14 protein-coding genes and 2 pseudogenes are annotated in these 18,388 nt (G+C 52.3%); 13 read left to right on the forward strand and 3 right to left on the reverse strand.

Going from position 1 to position 18,388, the window contains the following annotated elements; genetic code table 11:
- Nucleotides 1-175 precede the first annotated feature (175 nt).
- The 9 genes from ACZ5RI_RS10810 to ACZ5RI_RS10850 all read left to right on the forward strand — a co-directional run bounded on the left by ACZ5RI_RS10810 (nt 176) and on the right by ACZ5RI_RS10850 (nt 9,204).
- Nucleotides 176-1,444 (forward strand): paraquat-inducible protein A, encoded by a 1,269-nt coding sequence (locus ACZ5RI_RS10810; protein ID WP_464512871.1) that lies wholly within the window; start codon nt 176-178, stop codon nt 1,442-1,444.
- The gene (locus ACZ5RI_RS10815; protein ID WP_464512875.1) at nt 1,428-3,041 is read left to right on the forward strand and encodes a PqiB family protein; all 1,614 of its coding nucleotides are present in this window, start codon (nt 1,428-1,430) and stop codon (nt 3,039-3,041) included. Before ACZ5RI_RS10810 ends, ACZ5RI_RS10815 begins: the two co-directional genes overlap by 17 nt.
- A gap of 161 nt (nt 3,042-3,202) precedes the next feature.
- Nucleotides 3,203-3,685, forward strand: coding sequence for a PqiC family protein (locus ACZ5RI_RS10820; RefSeq protein ID WP_464512878.1), 483 nt, complete (start codon nt 3,203-3,205; stop codon nt 3,683-3,685).
- 317 nt (nt 3,686-4,002) lie between these two features.
- Nucleotides 4,003-5,604 (forward strand): toll/interleukin-1 receptor domain-containing protein, encoded by a 1,602-nt coding sequence (locus ACZ5RI_RS10825; RefSeq protein WP_464512881.1) that lies wholly within the window; start codon nt 4,003-4,005, stop codon nt 5,602-5,604.
- Nucleotides 5,597-6,130 (forward strand): nucleotide synthetase, encoded by a 534-nt coding sequence (locus ACZ5RI_RS10830; RefSeq protein ID WP_464512884.1) that lies wholly within the window; start codon nt 5,597-5,599, stop codon nt 6,128-6,130. The genes ACZ5RI_RS10825 and ACZ5RI_RS10830 overlap by 8 nt, the downstream gene beginning before the upstream one ends.
- Nucleotides 6,131-6,277: 147 nt before the next feature.
- Complete coding sequence (locus ACZ5RI_RS10835) at nt 6,278-7,906, forward strand: TRAFs-binding domain-containing protein (RefSeq protein WP_464512888.1); 1,629 nt, start codon at nt 6,278-6,280, stop codon at nt 7,904-7,906.
- A gap of 30 nt (nt 7,907-7,936) precedes the next feature.
- Nucleotides 7,937-8,338 carry a helix-turn-helix domain-containing protein gene (locus ACZ5RI_RS10840; protein ID WP_464512891.1) on the forward strand — a complete coding sequence of 134 codons (402 nt, stop codon included), beginning with the start codon at nt 7,937-7,939 and terminating at the stop codon, nt 8,336-8,338.
- A gap of 246 nt (nt 8,339-8,584) precedes the next feature.
- Nucleotides 8,585-8,809, forward strand: a complete 225-nt coding sequence (locus ACZ5RI_RS10845) for an AbrB/MazE/SpoVT family DNA-binding domain-containing protein (protein WP_464512894.1) — start codon at nt 8,585-8,587, stop codon at nt 8,807-8,809.
- Nucleotides 8,806-9,204, forward strand: coding sequence for a type II toxin-antitoxin system death-on-curing family toxin (locus tag ACZ5RI_RS10850; RefSeq protein WP_464512898.1), 399 nt, complete (start codon nt 8,806-8,808; stop codon nt 9,202-9,204). Before ACZ5RI_RS10845 ends, ACZ5RI_RS10850 begins: the two co-directional genes overlap by 4 nt.
- A 460-nt stretch (nt 9,205-9,664) precedes the next feature.
- Here ACZ5RI_RS10850 and ACZ5RI_RS10855 read toward each other — a convergent pair whose 3' ends face one another.
- From ACZ5RI_RS10855 to ACZ5RI_RS10865, 3 genes are all read right to left on the reverse strand, one after another.
- Nucleotides 9,665-10,126, reverse strand: a complete 462-nt coding sequence (locus ACZ5RI_RS10855; RefSeq protein WP_464512901.1) for a chemotaxis protein CheW — start codon at nt 10,124-10,126, stop codon at nt 9,665-9,667.
- A gap of 68 nt (nt 10,127-10,194) precedes the next feature.
- On the reverse strand, nt 10,195-12,381 hold the full coding sequence (locus ACZ5RI_RS10860; protein WP_464512904.1) for a HAMP domain-containing methyl-accepting chemotaxis protein: 2,187 nt from the start codon (nt 12,379-12,381) through the stop codon (nt 10,195-10,197).
- A gap of 474 nt (nt 12,382-12,855) precedes the next feature.
- Complete coding sequence (locus ACZ5RI_RS10865; RefSeq protein WP_464512906.1) at nt 12,856-15,135, reverse strand: methyl-accepting chemotaxis protein; 2,280 nt, start codon at nt 15,133-15,135, stop codon at nt 12,856-12,858.
- 589 nt (nt 15,136-15,724) lie between these two features.
- Here ACZ5RI_RS10865 and ACZ5RI_RS10870 point away from each other — a divergent pair.
- From ACZ5RI_RS10870 to ACZ5RI_RS10885, 4 genes and pseudogenes are all read left to right on the forward strand, one after another.
- Nucleotides 15,725-16,123 (forward strand): TIR domain-containing protein, encoded by a 399-nt coding sequence (locus ACZ5RI_RS10870; RefSeq protein WP_464512909.1) that lies wholly within the window; start codon nt 15,725-15,727, stop codon nt 16,121-16,123.
- A gap of 812 nt (nt 16,124-16,935) precedes the next feature.
- Nucleotides 16,936-17,346 (forward strand): bacteriohemerythrin, encoded by a 411-nt coding sequence (locus tag ACZ5RI_RS10875; protein ID WP_464512913.1) that lies wholly within the window; start codon nt 16,936-16,938, stop codon nt 17,344-17,346.
- A 206-nt stretch (nt 17,347-17,552) separates the two neighbouring features.
- Nucleotides 17,553-17,975, forward strand: a pseudogene (locus ACZ5RI_RS10880) (IS3 family transposase); the annotation flags it as partial.
- Between the two features lie 33 nt (nt 17,976-18,008).
- Nucleotides 18,009-18,350 (forward strand): annotated as a pseudogene (locus ACZ5RI_RS10885) (integrase core domain-containing protein); the annotation flags it as partial.
- Nucleotides 18,351-18,388: the final 38 nt, after the last annotated feature.

The following is an 18,388-nucleotide window of genomic DNA, read 5'->3' on the forward strand; positions in this document are numbered from 1 at the left end:
ACCGCCGATCAATGAGATTGCGAAATCTTCGCTGCTCAGCGTACTTCATGGCCAGATGACAAAATACGCCACGTTACGGACCGCAGTTTTGTCTATTGTATAATTAAAGAAGTCATTTATTTTGTAATGGCATACTGCATCAAGTGGTATGAAAACAAAGGCTGCTCTGTAGTCTATGGAAACATTTCCCGGCCTGGTATTTTGCGAGCACTGCGACAGCGTATACCGCCGTCTTACACTATCCCGTGGCGAAAAGGCCTGCTGCACAAACTGTTCCGCGGTTTTGTACCGCGCCAGCCATCTGGATATCGACAGCTGGCTGGCACTGACAATTGCAGCCGCGATCCTGTTTATCATTGCCAATGTTTGCCCGATTATCCGCATCAGTTTGCAGGGGCTGCACAGCGAAGCCACGCTCTGGCAATCGGCCACAGCGTTGGCGCAAGGCGCCGCCACACCAATCGCCGTTCCCGCCGCGCTTGCGATCATTATAGCGCCGTTTCTGCAGATTAGCCTGCTAGGCTGGGTTCTGTCCTACGCACGCGCGGGTCGCCGGGCCCCCGGCTTTGCCTTGGCCATGCGTGGGCTTGCCCAATTGCGGCCGTGGAGCATGATCGAGGTTGGGGTCTTGGGCATCCTCGTCGCCGACATCAAGCTTTCCAGTTATCTGGAGGTTAAGATGGGAGCGGGTGTTTTTGCCCTGACCGGTTTAATGGTCCTGCTGATCCTGATCGCCAATCGCGATACGCATCGGTTGTGGCAGACCTTCGAGCGCGATCTGCCCCACCACCCGGCAGCCAATACAGCCCAAAACGCCCGCCAGATGGGTGTCATTGGCTGCCATAGCTGTGGGCTGGTGTGCGAAGATACCGCCGCCCCCGCCCGCTGCCCGCGCTGTGGTGCACGTCTGCACCGTCGTCAGCCGGAAAGCCTTGCCCGCGGTTGGGCCTATCTGCTTGCAGCGATGATTTTTTATGTTCCGGCCAATCTGTTGCCGGTCATGTATACCAGCATGTTCGGCAGTGGCAGCGACAGCACCATCATGCGCGGTGTCGTCGAATTCTGGAAAAGCGGCTCCTATGGCGTGGCGTTGGTCATTTTTATCGCGAGCGTAGCCGTGCCTTGTATAAAATTTCTGGCACTCGGCCTGCTGCTGTTTACCACCCAGCAACATAGCCGCTGGGCGATGCGCGAGCGGGCCCGGCTCTATCGCATGGTGGAACTGATCGGTTACTGGTCGATGCTGGACGTATTAGTAGTTGCCGTGGTTACCGCACTGGTCCGTTTTCAGGGGTTAAGCAATACGGAACCCCGCGTAGGCATACTTTTTTTTGGCATGGTGGTAATCCTCACCATGCTGTCTGCCATGAGTTTCGATCCGCGCCTGATATGGGATACTGAAGAAAATGAACCCTGCAGCGACACCAATGCCCGAAGCCGGTGATCCTGCCATTGCGCATACGCGCTGGCGCATGCCGCTGGTCTGGCTGGTCCCGGTGGTGGCGGCATTAATCGGAGTATCGATGCTGCTACATGCCTGGCTTGCAGTGGGACCAGAGATCACAATCACCTTTCAGACCGCCGCGGGTCTTGAAGCAGGGAAGACGCCGGTTAAATACAAAGACGTCACAGTCGGCAAGGTTACCAAAGTGGCTTTAAGCGAGGATAGCAGCCATGTGGTTGTTACCGTGGCACTCGACAAAAATGCCGCCAGTCTGACGCGTAAGGATACGCGCTTCTGGGTCGTGCGCCCGCGCATCGGTGCCGGCGGCGTGTCCGGCGTCGACACGTTATTTTCAGGGGCCTATATCGCGGTAGATAGCGGCACGCAAAAGGCGACGAGTAAAAGCTTTAGCGGACTTGAAACACCGCCGACCGTCATCGCCGGCATGCCTGGAAGATCCTTTATACTTTACACCGATGATCTCGGATCCCTGGATATCGGTTCACCCATTTATTATCGACATATCCGTGTTGGCCGCGTGGCCTCCTACCAGCTCAATAGCAGTGGCAGGGGTGTCAATGTCCGGATTTTCATTGATGCCCCCTATGACCGGTTTGTCACCACAGACACCCGGTTCTGGAATGCCAGCGGTGTAAACGTCACCCTTGGCGCAGACGGCTTCAAAATCAATACACAGTCAGTCGCCACAATCATCGCTGGCGGCATTGCCTTTGCGCCACCGCTGAATGACCGGGGCCTGGTCGCGCACGAACACACCGAATTCGTCCTGGATAAAGATCAGGAAACCGCCATGGCACCGCCCGACGGGCCCGGCCAATATTTCCAGTTGCGGTTCAATCAATCGCTGCGCGGTTTATCAATTGGTGCACCAGTCCAGTTTTCAGACATCAATCTGGGCCGGGTGGTCTCGATCAGTCTGGACTATGAAGCTGATAAAAAACGTTTTCCTACTGTTGTCGGCATTATGGTCTATCCGCAGCGCCTCGGAACTGTTTTGAAGAAATTGCACACCCAAGGCGGTGACAATGAGCAGCAAGCCGCCCAAGCGATGCGCAACATGGTCGACCACGGCCTGCGCGCACAAGCCCGGCCCGGCAATCTCTTGACCGGGCAGCTTTATATCGCGCTGGATTTCATCCCGGATGCACCAAAGGCATCCTTTGATGTCAACGCCCGCCCCCTCACCTTGCCAACGGTGAACAGCAGCATTGAGCAGGTGCAAGAAGATCTGGTCAGCATTGTCAGCAAGATTAATAAAATCCCGTTCGATACGATCGGTAAAAATCTCAACAAGACACTGCAACAAATGAACGGTCAGGTGCTGCCACAAACCACAAGAACGCTGCAACAGGCCCAGCAAACCTTGGGAAGTGCCCAAACCATGCTGGGTGAGGACGCGCCGCTGCAGCAAAATCTGAACCAGACCTTGCTGGAGGTGCAACGTGCGTCGCGTTCGGTGCGCACACTGACCGATCTGCTCGGCCGACACCCCGAAGCGTTGTTGCAAGGCACTCCCGCCGCGGATGCACCCGAGAAACCTCAGAAAACCACCACACCCGAGGAGCCCAAACAATGATCCGCCCAGCGCGCTTTAGAGGGCTTCCTCTTTTTACGAAACCGGTGACGTGCGCGGGCCTGCTGGTCGCGCTGCTTGGTCTTACGGCCTGTTCCTCCGCGACAACCCATTACTATACATTGCAGCCACCATCCGCGATTACGGCACCTTCCGGTCAGCCTGTGCCATTTCTCATTGATGTCCTGCCGGTCAACATTCCCGCCACGCTCGATCAGCCGCAACTTGTCGTACGACAAAGCGATAGTACGCTTGCATTGCTCGATACCGAACGCTGGGCAAGTTCATTGGACGATGAAATCCGCGCTGCGTTGTCGGCAGAACTGACAAAACAGCTCGGCACCCAGGATACGGCCGGTCTGTCCCGCCCCGCCGGAAAACCGCTAATGCGTATAAAAGTTCAGATCCGTCAGTTTGATGCCTGGCCTGGGCAGCGTGTCCAGCTTAACGCAGGCTGGAGCATCATCCCGGCAGAGGATGCCGACAAATCCGCCCTGACCTGTTTTGGCCAGTTCGATGCAGACACCCCCGGGGGGTACCAAGACATGGTGCTGGCGCAGCGGCACGTCGTCATTATGCTGGCAGACCAGATCGCTGCCGATGCACGCAACCGGGCCCGCACGCCGATGGCAGACTGCTCACACTGACAAATCCATCTCCATACCGCCCCCATACCAATACATCCCTGCCAGGTATCCCGCACCTGATAAAAGTGCCGGGCTGACGCGTAATTACACTGACAGATCAACGTTTACTAAGGCGGGTAATGGAAAAATTTAAAACTAAAGAAAGAATTCCGACATTAATACGAAAGCGACACCCAAAAACACTTACAGGTGTACACATAGGATGCATTAAAATAGAATTTTATCGACTACACGCATTGTCAAATTTCTCCTCAACCAGTTAACTTGCATACACACCCCGTTAAGTTGCGTAACACGTTTTGGGGAGGGGGGGGACAATGCCGAAAGTATCGATCACCCCATATCCGGAATATTGGGCTTTCATCAGTTATAGCCACAAGGATTCCGCATTCGGGCAACATTTACACCAGCGCATAGAGCATTATCGGTTGCCACGGCGGTTATGGGGCCGTGTGACGCCGCAAGGCATAATTCCCAAGCGGCTCACACCAATTTTTCGTGATCTTGATGAGCTGCCAGCGGCAGACGACTTAAGCGCAGAAGTCTATGCCGCACTTAAGGCCTCCAAAAGCCTGGTGGTGGTGTGTTCGCCAGCTGCCGCAGCGTCAACATGGGTTTCCCGCGAGGTGGTGCAATTTCGTGCGCTGCATCCCGACCGCCCGATTCTACCGGTGCTGGCGACAGGCGAACCGCTCGACGCGTTCCCGCAAGAACTTCGAAAAATACATACCACCGGAGAGAGCGTCGAACCGCTGGCCGCAGACCTTCGCGACCACGGCGATGGCCAGACGCTTGGTATGCTGAAGCTCATTGCCGGCATCACCGGCATTGGCCTGTACGAGCTTATCCAACGCGACAGCCAGCGTCGTTTGCAGCGGGCGATGGCCGTTACCACAATGACATTGCTGATCACAGTCCTGATGGTGGTCCTGACGTTTTTTGCCCTGAACGCCCGTGCAGAAGCCGTACGACAAAGCACAGCCGCCGAAGGTCTGGTGGAATTCATGTTGACCGACCTGCGCACAACGCTGAAGGGGGTGGGCAGACTGGACGCAATGACCGCCGTCAACCAACGTGCCTTACAATATTACAGCAGTCAGGACACAGGCCGATTGACGCCGGAATCGCTGGAACACCGCGCCCGCCTACTTCATGTCATGGGCGAAGACGATGAAACGCGCGGCAATCACGCTGCAGCGCTGGCAAAATTTGAGGAAGCACGACGGATGACGGCGGCGCTGTTGGCGGCAGCTCCTCATAATACGGATCGTATTTTCGATCAGGCCCAGAGCGAATTCTGGATTGGCTATGCCAATTATGCCCAGAAAAAATTCACCGAAGCGAGGACAGATTTTCTGGCCTACAAAAAGCTCGCTGACCAGCTCGTAGCGCTCGATCCGAACAATCCGAAATTTATCCGCGAGGCAGGATATGCCGAGGGCAACCTTTGCTCGATTGCTTTAAAGCCGCCTAAAAATCCAAGAGCTGCAATTGAATATTGCACCACTGCGCTGGCACATATGGAAGCTGCGGGAAGGCAAGAAAAAGCAGACACAGAATACGCACTCGATCTTGCTAACCGTCATGCCTGGCTGGCCGATGCATACCTTGCCAATAACGCCCCCGACCAAGCGATGAAACACCGGCTTATCCAAGAGCGCATCCTCAATGGTATTATGCAGACTGATCCAAGGAATATGGAGGTGAAAAGTTATTGGATCGCTCTTCAGCGCGTCTTGGCCTGGATGGAAACAAACGCTGGAGAACAAAAGTGTGCCTTGGCTCGCCTTCGACGGGCAATGACGATATCTGAACAGATGATCACCTTCGATCCCAATAACAAAAATTGGGTTCAACAAAGAAAAAAACTCATTTCAGACATTGCGGAATATCCGCGAAGAGGAAAAAAACATGAGTGACGTAACAACCGCAACCGTGGTGGATATCAGCGAAGAACGGCCGATACAGCCCTGGTCATCGACTGAACCTTTACCATCTTATGAAACCCGGGTTTATGTGCTGAGTATGAAAGCCGAAAATGGCTATATGCAGTATTATTTTAAAGACCGCCCCACAACGCCAGATCCGACGGGTGACGGGCCATTAGCAATCCGTGTCCCACAGGATTGCACGATTGTCATCAAACTGGACGATGCCTGGAAATGGGAATTCCGGCACGAAAATGCCATTATGATCGGTACCTTCGAGTATCCAGATCCGGCACGATACTTCAACCTGGTTCAGGATATTGTAGATGATCGCTGCATGCAGGTGCAGTTCAATGCCCAATACCTCGACAAGGATGTTGTCAACGATGACCCCTATCTGTTCTACATCAATCTTGATCAGGTCATGCCGGACGGGACGTCGGCACCAGCCTTGGCGGTCCGAATAGATCCGGATATCATGAATCCCGGCGATCACCCCCCGATAAAGAAAAATTGATGTCTGTCTGACACGATGGCAGCGGCACACCTAAATCTGTGGTATATTTCATAGGTGCCGTTTCCAGCTTCTTCGTGCATTCCGGCAGAGAAATACCTCTGCCGGAATGCATACAAATCTGAATCTCTTTGGCGAAAGCGCACACCTTTGAAACCGCAACCATCTCTCCAATCTATTATCGCTTATGCGCGTTCCGGTGCGATGGATTATGCATGGCGGTTATTGTGCGATACCGGGATCGATCGTATCAATGAAAGCCCCGATATTCTCACCGTGCTGGGTCGCTTATTGAAAGATCGCGCGCTCAGCGTGTGCGGTACGGAACGCAATCGTCTTTTTCTGGAAGCGGCTAATGCCTATAGGCGCGCCAGCGACATCAGCAAAGCGACCTACCCGCTGATTAATGCGGCGACATTATCTTTATTGGCTGGCGAGTGTGAACAGGCTCGAATATTGGCGCATCAGGTTCTGTCGCTCACGCAAAGCGATATGGGAAAATTAGAAACGCCCTATTACCGTGCGGCCACCGAAGCGGAAGCTTTACTGCTGCTCGGGAATATCGCCGGAGCTAAAGCGGCATTGAAGGAAGCCATGACCAAGGCACCGCAGGCCTTCGCAGATCATGCGTCGACATTGCGGCAATTCTCTTTGATCCTGTCGGAGCTTGGTGAGGACAAAGCATGGCTGGAGCCGTATCGTCCGCCGCGTAGCCTTCACTATGCCGGCCATATGGCGATGGCAGTAGACGATGCAGATGTCGGGCGGCAAATACGCCAGTTCATACATTCGGAACATATCGGTTACGGCTATGGCGCGCTGGCCGCAGGGGCAGACATCTGCATTGCCGAGGCTTTACTCGAGGTCGGCGCAGAACTGCATCTTGTCCTTCCCCTGGAACCAGATTTGTTTCGCAATGTATCGGTGTCCCTCTATGGCGATAGCTGGGCAAAACGATACGACCAGATCCTCGTATCGGCCGACAGCATCCGATCCGTTGGAACGCCTCCGGAACAACTTTCCCCATTGGCGTTGCAGTTAGCCGCCGAAGTGGCAATGGGCTGTGCGGTCATGCAGGCCAATGCCCTGATGACCGATGCCGTTCAACTTTTAATTCTCGATCAGGAAACCGTAACGAAACCTATCACCGGCAGTAGCACATGGATTCGGTCGACCTGGGAGAAAAATGCCCGACGCCAGCACATCATTGTATCACCGAAGACCCGCGTAACTGACACATGCAATAGCGCCAAGCCCCATGCACAAAGGTCGAACAGCCTGGCGGCAATGCTGCGGATTGCACGCCCCAATACCGATCCGTTGCCGCTATCGACGGATATCGTACAACGACTTTTCGATATTTGGGCACAGGGGCCTGTACCGTTGTTTCCACCGCGTTGGGTGGGGGACGCAGTAACCGTAGCGTTTAGCACGCCAACCGACGCAGCATATGCGGCGCAGACCGGTATGCATGCCTTAGCCGATGTGGCAGACATATGCATTGCAGGGCATTACGGTATTGTGGAATTGGCAACCGATCCGTTTGGCAGTGGAACGGTTTTGCTCGGCCCAGCGGCGGCTTGGCTTGGACGCATCGTGCGGACAGCCCCGCCCGGCACCATCTATCTGACAGAAAACTTTGCCGCTGCGCTTCATATTGGCTTAGTACAGACGCAACCAGGCGTCGAATATGTCGGTGAAGTATCGAGCCCCGGCGTCAGCAACACGGCACGTCTGTTCGCACTACCCCATCAGTCAGCACGCACACAAACAGTCTAATACTCCGTTCACATTTTTAGGTAGCTAGGAATGGTCGACATGGGAAAAGACACACCCAACCCGTTAGACAAAGCCCTTGGAACCCGCATTTGCCAATTGCGGCGAGGCCTCGGCTTATCCCAGAGCGAACTTGCCCGTGCGATCGGCGTGACTTTTCAGCAGGTGCAAAAATACGAGCGAGGCGTCAACCGCATCAGTTTTTCGCGTCTGGTAGGAATCGCCCACGCACTGCAATGCAGTGTCCCCGGCCTGATGGACAATCTCGATAAAACAAACGCTTTGGTATTGCCGGATAAAAACATTACCAATCTGTTCGAGATCCCGGGGGCGACGGAGCTTCTGGATGCCTATACGGCGATCTCGTCAGACCAAACCCGCCGCAGGATACTCGATCTTGCCAGGCAATTATCAAGCACCGCCGGGCAAGACTGACCCAGCGTGCACCGCGAAGATGCGTACAACCGTCAGTAAATATAATTAAACCAATGTGTTAGAAAGTTGTTGGTGCGGTCGAGAATTGTTTAACAATCAAATAATTTCAATATGTTAAATAAAGGTGCGGGGAATTTCCTCCCCACTGATTTTATTGTGTTATTTTAAGCGCCACCCGCACCCCACAGCCCAATATTGACCGCCTCAACGTTATAACGTACGTTATAACAAAGGATGGAGAGTGTCATGTATGCGCTGAAACTTCGCCAAGTCGGTAGTTCGACCGGTGTCGTACTCCCCAAAGAGCTGCTGGCCCAGATGAACGCCAAGCAGGGAGAAGAGGTCTACGCCACCATAACGCCGGACGGCTTGCTGCTGTCTGCGCTCAACCCGGAAACCCGTGCCCAGCTAGAACTGATCGAGGCAGGGATGGACGAGTACAAAGACGTCTATGCGTTTTTGGCCAAATGAGCATTGTCTGGCTCGATACCCCCGCCCTACTCCTCGGCCATCGCATTGGTTTAGCCCGCTTTGGCGGGGCTGACGGCATTCGAGATCTGGGCGGACTTGAAAGCGCCCTAGCTCGCCCGGTCAACAAGCATAATCTAGGCGGCGTGACCGACATATGTGAACTGGCGGCCGCCTATGGCTTCTGCATCATTAAGAACCATCCTTTTGTGGACGGCAACAAACGAGCCGCACTTACGGCAGTGCTGGCCTTTCTGGGCCGCAACGGCTTTCATCTGAAAGCCCCACCGGTAGAGCTTGGTGTGATTATGACCGGTCTTGCAGCCTCTCAGGTCAGCGAAAACGCCTTTGCCGACTGGCTCAAGCGCTATGCGCTTTCTCAGGATACAAACGGGTAGCCACGCCTATGTGAAGGTCGCGCGTCATCCTGAAAAATCAGCACATTCCGGCCTTCTTACAGAGAACAAATAAGAATATAAAAAGAACAAAATGAGAACGTACAGCTATATTTTCCCAAGGTTTTCCCAACTCGCTTTGAATGGAACCAACGGGAAATTGGCGTTGCTTTGCAGCGCACCGCAAGTCATTGATTTTAATAGTGGCCCCGTAGCTCAGCCGGATAGAGCTAAACCGGCACGGCACGCGTTTTCCGCTAAATTCCAACGTTTTCGCGTCCTCAAATGGTCGTTTTAGGTCATTTGTTGGATCGACGAAATTATCGACATGGTGACAGATGACCCAGAATACGGGAACGAGATGAAGGACACCGGTGCGTTCCGCAAAATGCGGATTGCTGGATGCCTGGACCGTTAACGTAGATTGGCGGCGTCGTAAACCCGATCTGAAACAATCAATCAATTATTCTGTGGTAAAGCTTTCTGAACCTTGAGCCATATGATGCGTGTTCAGGATGGTCACCATTCGTCCGTCATAAATGGCGATGCCATCAACGACACTAGAATGATGGTCACCAGCAATATGGGGTGTGGGCTGAATATCGGCTGCCGGAAGCGTGATAATATCCGAGACCGCATCGACCAGAATGCCCATGACGTGGTCATCTGTTTTGATCACAATAATCACGTTAGTGGACGAAACCTCAGTTTGTCCCAACCCGAGCTTGGCTTTCAGATCAATCACCGGCAACACATTGCCGCGTAAGTTTATCATGCCGCGGACATAATCCGGCGCATCGGGCAGGGTTTCCGTATCGGTCCAGCCGCGGATTTCACGAATGGCCATGATATTCGAAGCAAATTCCTGTCCATTGGAAATGAACGTGATGAACTGCCGGATATCATTCTGTTCGACATTTTCCATTATCAACCCTTGCTACAAATAGCGCTATAAAGCCTTCATCTGTCCATACGGCAACGGCCAAATGTTGGTTAGAATTCTGTCCACTCCTCCTTGTGCTTATCCGCAACCTTAGGTGACGTATTTTTGACTAGCGCCACGTTTCCAACAACCTTGGCCTCAGTCGTTTGGGCCGACGGAGCTAGCCGGGGTTTCATCTGCACAACAGAAGAAAGTGCGGGCTTAGAGACCGATACGCTGCTGTCCGGTTTGCTTCCAGAGATTTCGAACCGGGACACCAGATTTGCCATTTCGCGCGCAAAGCCAGCCAACGCCTCTGAAGCGGCATTACTTTGCTCGGCCATCGCGGCATTCTGCTGGGTGGACTTGTCCATATCGCCGACGGCGGAATCGATTTCCCCCAGGGCGTTGGCTTGTTCTTTTTGCGAATGGGCAATGTCACCGACCAGCTGACTGATCGACGTGATGTCCGTGACGATCTGCTGTAACGCCGTTCCGCTTTCCTCGACCAGCTTGACCCCGGTTTCGACCTGAGTTTCGCTGTTCTTGATCAGCGCCTTGATTTCCTTGGCCGCCTCGGCGGAACGACCGGCCAGCGAACGCACCTCGGTGGCGACCACGGCAAAGCCCCGGCCCGCTTCTCCGGCGCGCGCAGCCTCGACACCAGCATTAAGCGCCAAGAGATTGGTCTGGAACGCGATCTCGTCAATAACACTGATAATATTGGTGATTTCGCTCGAAGATTTGGCAATTTCGCGCATTGCAGCCACGGCCTTGGCGGCAATATTATTACCATGTTCCGCACCGACTTTGGCTGTGTTGGCCTTGGTATTGGCCTGTGACGCGCCTTCTGACGATTTGGCCACCGTGGCAGTGATTTCGTTCACGGCAGCTGCGGTTTCTTCCAGACTGGCGGCCTGACGCTCGGTACGCTGCGCCATCTCTCGCGCACCCTGGCTGATTTCCTGGCAATTACCAGCAATCTCACCGGCACTTTTGTGGATTTCCTGCATCGCAGTTTCCATCTGCGACATTGCATCATTGAAATCCTTCTGCAGAACGCGATATTCGACCGGCAATTCTTTGTTCAGGCGATAGACCAAATTCCGTGCGGCCAGCGCCTTCAACCCTTCGCCAAAGCTCGACACCACCAGTTCAATACCACGCTGACGGGCCGCTTCTTCAGCTTCCTTTTGCGCGGCTTCGGCAGTGATGCGATCCCGTTCGCGCTGCTTGGCATCTTCTTCACGCTGACGGCGGTTATTCTCGGCGGTTTCCATCGCCTGATTAAAGTCCTGCTTCAGCCCGACATAAGCGTTCGGCACCTCGGCGGTCAGGCGATATTCCAGCCGTTCCTCGGCCAGGGCTTTAAGGCCCGAACCAAAGGTATCGACCACCAGCTGCTCGCTATGGCGCTGGGCTTCAGCCTCTGCCAATTTTTGTTCCTCGGCAGATTTGATGCGGTCGGCCTCGGCTTTCTCCCGTTCATTTTTTGCCGCAACCAGCTTGTCCTTGAAAGTCGCCATAGTGCCAGCAAGCTGACCGATTTCATCCTGCTGGTCGGCATAGGGCACATCGATATTGAGCTTACCGTTGGCCAGAAAGCCCATCTGGCCGGTTATGATGCTGAGCGGTCTGGAGATACCCCGTACCAGGATCAGACCAAACGCCACACAGATCAACGCCGCCAAACCAAGGGCACTATAAATCAGCGTGCGGGCTGACTGATAGGCCGCGCTACCTTCATCGGCAACCTGCCGAGCACCTGTCGCGTTGAGTTCAACATCATCGGCAATGGCTTTGGTAAAGGCATTGAACGCATTGCGATCTTCCCCATGGAAATACGCGCTTGCAGCAGCGGGGTTTGTTTTCGTCAATTCCTCGAATATCTGGTTTTTCTGCAGATATACCGCTTGAAGCTCTTCAATTTTAGCCGCCAGCCTTTCTTCCGCGCCGGGTGTGATCATCGGCTTGTAGCGGTGCCAGGCCTCGTCGGCTTTAACCTTGTATTGGTCTTTTAGATTATGATCAGCTTGCCGCACCTCCTCCGGGCCCTGCATGGCTGTGGCGGTTTCGGCAGCGCGATAGCGTGCCCAATAAAATTGGTACTGGCCAATCACCTGCACAGAGGGCAACCAATTGGTACGAACGTCTTCGGCCTTACTGCTCACCACGCCAAGATTATAGGTGGCAAACACACCCAGTCCGATCGTGACCGCCAGAATTACAGAAAAGGCGATGACGATTTTCCGGCTCACTGGCCAATCCTGTATCCGCATAGGTCCCTCGAAATCAGTATCAACAGTAGAATATACGTAGATGCTTTAGGACTTTTAATGATGATAAATAGAGATCGTAATCTTTCCGAATTGGTTACTTTTCTCTTAATGCACGGGTGGTCTCATACCCTGTCATGACCTGATGCAATTAACCGTCACTGAGCCTGAATCGATAAAAACGTGTCGGCGAGACACGGAATTAAAAGCCCGTTAGTGGGCTGCCACAATTGCCAGCCCCGGCTATAGGCATATGACAATGCCCGCTGAGCCCTGAACATAAAGAAGCCGCCTGCGACATCTGCAGGCGGCTTCTTTGTTGCATGGAATAGTGGGAAGTTAAATATTGCTATAATTTACTTTGCATAAGGATTGGGAGGCCATAATCACCACCCGGCGTAGAAATTACATCACCTCACCTTTAGTTACGACAGAACCTAGTATGTGGTTGTAACGCTACTTCTGAACAGCACTATGCGCATCGATAGTAAAGCGCGCCACCAGATCGGCCATGTTCTGAGCATACCCAGCCAGAGCTTCGGCTGCTGCGTTGCTTTCCTCTGCCATAGCGGCATTTTGTTGCGTCGCTTGGTCCATCTGGCTGACGGCACTATCTATCTCACTCAGCGCAGTAGCCTGTTCACGTTGCGAGGAAGCCAGCTCATTCATCAACGTATTGATTACGGCAATATCATCGACGATTTTACTAAGCGCAACACCGCTTTCTTCCACCAGTTTGACACCAGTTTCCACCTGGGTCTCACTGGCATTAATTAGCGTCTTGATTTCCCTAGCTGCGTCTTTTGAACGCTGGGCCAAGGCGCGAACTTCTGATGCTACTACGGCAAAGCCGCGCCCAGCATCACCCGCACGCGCCGCCTCAACGCCAGCGTTGAGAGCCAGCAAGTTTGTCTGAAAAGCAATTTCGTCGATAACGCCAATAATTTGGGAAATTTCACCCGATGATTTAGCGATCGCCCGCATGGCGCTAACGGCATGGACAACCACTTCATTGCTACGCACGGCATTCTGTTTCGCGCCAGAAGCCCGGCGGTTGGCCTGCACAGCACCTTCAGCGGACTTTCCAACCGTCGAGGTGATTTCGTTGACAGCCGCCGCAGTTTCTTCTAGCGCTGCCGCCTGTCGCTCGGTTCTCTGCGCCATTTCCTGCGAACTGATACGTATCTCGCCACAGTTATTGGCAATATCAGCCGCACTGGTGTCAATCTCAGCCATTGCCAATTCAAGCTGAACCAACGCATTGTTAAAATCATTTTGCAGGCCAAGATACTCGTCCGGCAATTTTTTGTTGATACGATAGGTCAGATTGCGGCTTGCTAGCGCCTTCATGCCTTCGCCGAAAGATGATACCACCAGTTCAACGCCAGCCTTACGAGTTGCCTCTTCAGCTTCCTTCTGCGCTTTTTCGTTGGCGATACGATCGATCTCACGCTGTTTGGCAGTTTCAGCACGTTCGATACGGTTACGCTCCGACGTGGCTATGGCAGCATTAAAATTGTCTTTCAGCCCGATATAGGCCGCAGGTACATCGGCGGTAAGCCGAAACGACAGCTCCTCCTGAGCCAACGCTTTGAGGCCTTCGCCAAAGGTGCTGACAACGAGATGCTCTGCCTGGTGCATGGCGGCTTCTTCAGCTTTTTTCTGCGCAGTTTCTGCCGCGATGCGGTCTGCGTCGCGTTGTCTGGTTGCCGCCTCGCGATCAATAATATCCTGCTTCATGCGTGCAAGCGTAGCTGCAATTCGTCCGGTTTCGTTGGTGTCTTTGAGATAAGGCACATCAACCGTCTTATCGCCTTGCCCCAGCCGCACCATTGCCTCGTCTAGCGCGGAGAACCGCTTTGCCAGACCGACCGTGATCAGAATAATCAGCAGAATAGAAGGAGTCACAAAAGCAAGCGTTACGCCAAGCGTGCTATACATACTGCTGCGGGCGTCATCCACATGCTGACCAACTAGCCGTACGAATTCATTACCAAGCGTGTGGGTCATATCGACGAAAGAGTGGCTGAAAGGCATCCTTAAAGCCATAAAGTCGATATTTTTGTTGTTAGATAGATCAAGCGCCGCACTTTCAAGTCCTGCGGAAGCCTGCAACATTACATCGTATTTTGGTTTAATCGCTGCAGTCACCTGACCACTTCGGTCATACTTGAAAGCCGCCATAAAATCGCTGGTCACATTAAGTTTGCGTGCCTTGTAGCGATCTAAAGCCGAGCGTATCGCCATTGTGCGCTCGGGTGATGGCGGTAGCTTAACCGCTTGGTAGACGGTATCGATTGCCGCCATCCACTGAGGCATATCTTTCGTATACAGATAACCGAGATAATAACTGTCAGAATTAGAATCGAGTTCAATGCTGGCGTTGTTTGATAACTTAATCATCAGTGGGGCAACAGCTTTACGCCGCAATGAATTGTTGGGAGAAACCAACATTACCGCGGCTTCCTTGCCCGTATCGAACTCAGCATCGTATGCGTCATGTCCCTTCATAAAATCCGCATTGGCTTGCTGTGTTTTTAAATTCGAGCTTTGGACATATTTCCAAATCATCGAGCTGTAGGAAGCGCCCCGGAGTTCTTTTTGTGCAAAGGTGACGGCATTCATGCCATTTTTTATGCCTATAGCAGCCACTGAAACCGCGAAGATCGCAAACAAGGCCCCGACAATGGAAAGGCGCAGACCGATTGACAGACGTTGATTGATAAAATTGAACATGGCAGATCCCCCAAAATTTAGGGCACCTTAGCAACTACTACATTTAGAACACCTAAAAAAATATAGTTAACATAAAAGCATAGGACGACACAACAAACTAAACCATAGGTTTATATTACAATGTAGAAAAGATATATTTCTCTAAAGCCAATACTACACTACAAATTAACAAAACAAACATTCATAAAAATGTTAAAATACGCCGTAAGATATTTTATGTATTTCAAATAAATATTTTATACTTAAAAAAAGTCAGTTGTTATAAAAAAATGAATTACCGTCTGGTTATGAAATAAGGATGTTATTTACCTAACAAACCGATAGTTCTGCAAACCCAAAAACAACCATTGAGTTATATGTTCAAAACTACAATATAGGGGAGTGACTGTAACAGAAATGGCAAGACCCCCTTCCGAATCTAAAGCCCGGCTCCCCCCATAAAACGGCCGGGCTTTTTTTATCAATCACCTGCATATGTATGATCGTTTGAGAAATGATATCTTCAGGGCACCGCAATAAGTGTGACTCATAATATTCTGTACAAAGATGTTATACTTACCCATCCGGTTCACACTGCAGGAGCGTGACGATGTATGAAACCAAGGTCATTTTCGTTGCTTTTGCAAGCGAAGATAAAAGTAAGCGCGACATACTAAAAGCACGACGACTTAACACAGCATCGCAAGTTTCCTATATTGACGTTCTATTAAAGTACCCAAACGAACCAAGATGGCAGGACAAAGTTCGCTCCCGGATACGTAGATCTGACGGTGTTATCATGCTCATCAGCAAGAACACCCAACTCTCGATTTGTCAAACTTTTGAAATTACCTGTGCAAAAGAAGAGAAAAAAAATATTCTCGGCGTCTGGGCCTATGACGACGATCACACTGAAATCCCGGACATCAACACCATAGATTGGGAATGGAATCGCATACAAGATTTCTTTGATACCATCGGACAACCTTGTGTCAGAGTAATTAAATGACAACCCCACCACCACTACCGGGGTTGAGGTGTCATATGCGCAACAGCGTACCAGCCAGGATATAGTAGAGTGAGAAGACGGATATATCGTCCCATGACTGATAATAAGCGCCAACATCAAATCATTGACTTAAGCGTGATTGAACACGCCGATGACAGACTGGGTTAGAGATGGTCAAAATAAGCATGGTGTAAGTGCTACTTCGAGAGCCACAACGAAGACGCGATGTTTCGCCGGAACCATCCGTGCCGAAGGATAGACAGACCATATTCCCAGATCTACCAACCCCGCCCCTTCGAACGTAACGGTTTCCAGGCGCCCTCGGTGTGCACCCTCACACACGTTCCATTCGGTAAGCATTGTTATACCCTTGCCACCAAGGCACGCCGCTAGAATACCTTTGATGTTGTTGGTGAAAACGTAAACCAACCCGCATCTGCGGCTCTCGCCGGTCAGGGGCAGACAATCGTGCGCTCCCCCCCCCCCCGGAGGGGGCCATACGCCAAACCATCTTGCGATTAGGCTGCTGACACGCAACTGGGCAGTGCGGATAACGAGCTCTACACCCGGAAGGCACCACGTAATGACTACTAGGGGTGATTTTTAATCAGTGGCGATGGCAGCTTGCAGCAGCCGCGTAATTAACGCCCACCGTGTGCGAAAGGATCACTTCCAACCATCTGAGCATTGAACAGATTTGGATAATTTTCATCTTACGCGCCTAATTTAATTAGCATTAATCGTTTCCGCGTATCATGTGACTGCGCCTGAGCGTTGCGTATCCTCGGCACATAAAAAGAAGGAGATACGCCATGCCATTCATTGAGTGGAAAGACGAATACAATGTTGGCGTTGAATCGATCGACGCACAACACCAACTGCTAGCAAATATAGTCAACACACTCCATAACAGTGCAGTAATGGGCATGTCAGACGACTGTTTTTCTGGACTTTTCAGCAGCTTGCTCGAAAGTGCCTTCATGCATTTCAAACATGAGGAGGATTATATTGAGGAGACGGATTACCCCGGAGCCGAACAACATAAACAAAAACATGAAGAGCTTCGACAACTCATCGCCCAATACCGGGAGGAAGGGTCGAACCGGATAGATCCCAAAAAATCTCTCGAAATAATGAAACATTTACAAACTTGGCTGATGGATCATGTTGTGGATGAGGATAAAAGGCTCGGTCTTCACCTGAATGGCCAAGGGATTCATTAATCAAAGCGATTACTAATAACCGTTATGAATAGTTCTTCAGCTATATCTGTGAGATACCGCATCTGAATAGCCCCTAGAAGTGTAGACGCATTGCCCCCCTAAAAATGAGGCAAGGAGGACTCTGGAGGCACCGAGGAGCGCGACATACTAAATGGGAGCCGGATATGAAATCGATCTGGGGAATCAATTTCCCGGCGTAACGCCACCGCGTATTTCGCCAGAGATGCCAAGTGAGATACGCGTTCATTGCCGAGCATCGCCCGAGGTTTTCGATTCGTGTAATGTGCCGGTGTCTGCGCATTCATCCGAGCGGTTTCTAAGCCTGGCTGAAGCCCCCGCCCTGCAAGCGAGCCCGGGAAGATGCTCGGCAGACGGAGTTGTTCTGGCAGGCATGGACCGCCAGCGGCAAGGTTTATGGCTATCGCAAGCTCCATGACAACCTGCGGGAACAGGGCGAGACGTGTTACCCAAACCGCGTTGCTCGCTTGGCCAAGCTTGCGGGCATTAAGGCGTTGATCGGCTACAAGCGTCGCCCGGGCAGCTATGGCGGAAAGCCGCCAGTCATCGTCAACAAATCCCTTGCCCGACAGTTCAATGTCGGAACTCCAGACAAAGTTTGGGTGACGGACATCGATGCCTTGGAAGAAGCTAAGCGCACCTTCGGCCTGCCGCATACCATTCGCGTCGACAACGGCTGCCAGCTCACTTCGAAAGAACTCGACCTGTGGGCTTATGCCAATAGCATCACTCTGGACTTTTCCCGGCTAGGCAAGCCGACGGACAACGCCTACGCGGAAAGTTTCAATGCCACCGTTCGGCTCGAGTGCCTTGGCCAGAACTGGTTTATGGATCTGGACGCCGCCGTCCTAAAGGTGGAAGAATGGCGCCGTGAGTACAACGAAGTGAGACCCCATAGCGCAATCGGTGATAGCCCCCCGATGTCTTTGATCTGCAAGCCTCGGCAGACCGCCGCGGCATCAAAACCGCCGGAGTTTCTCTCTTAATCCGGTCTAACTTTCGGGATGCGCCCACATAGCCGAAA

The sequence above is a fragment of the Micropepsis pineolensis genome, assembly GCF_055392125.1.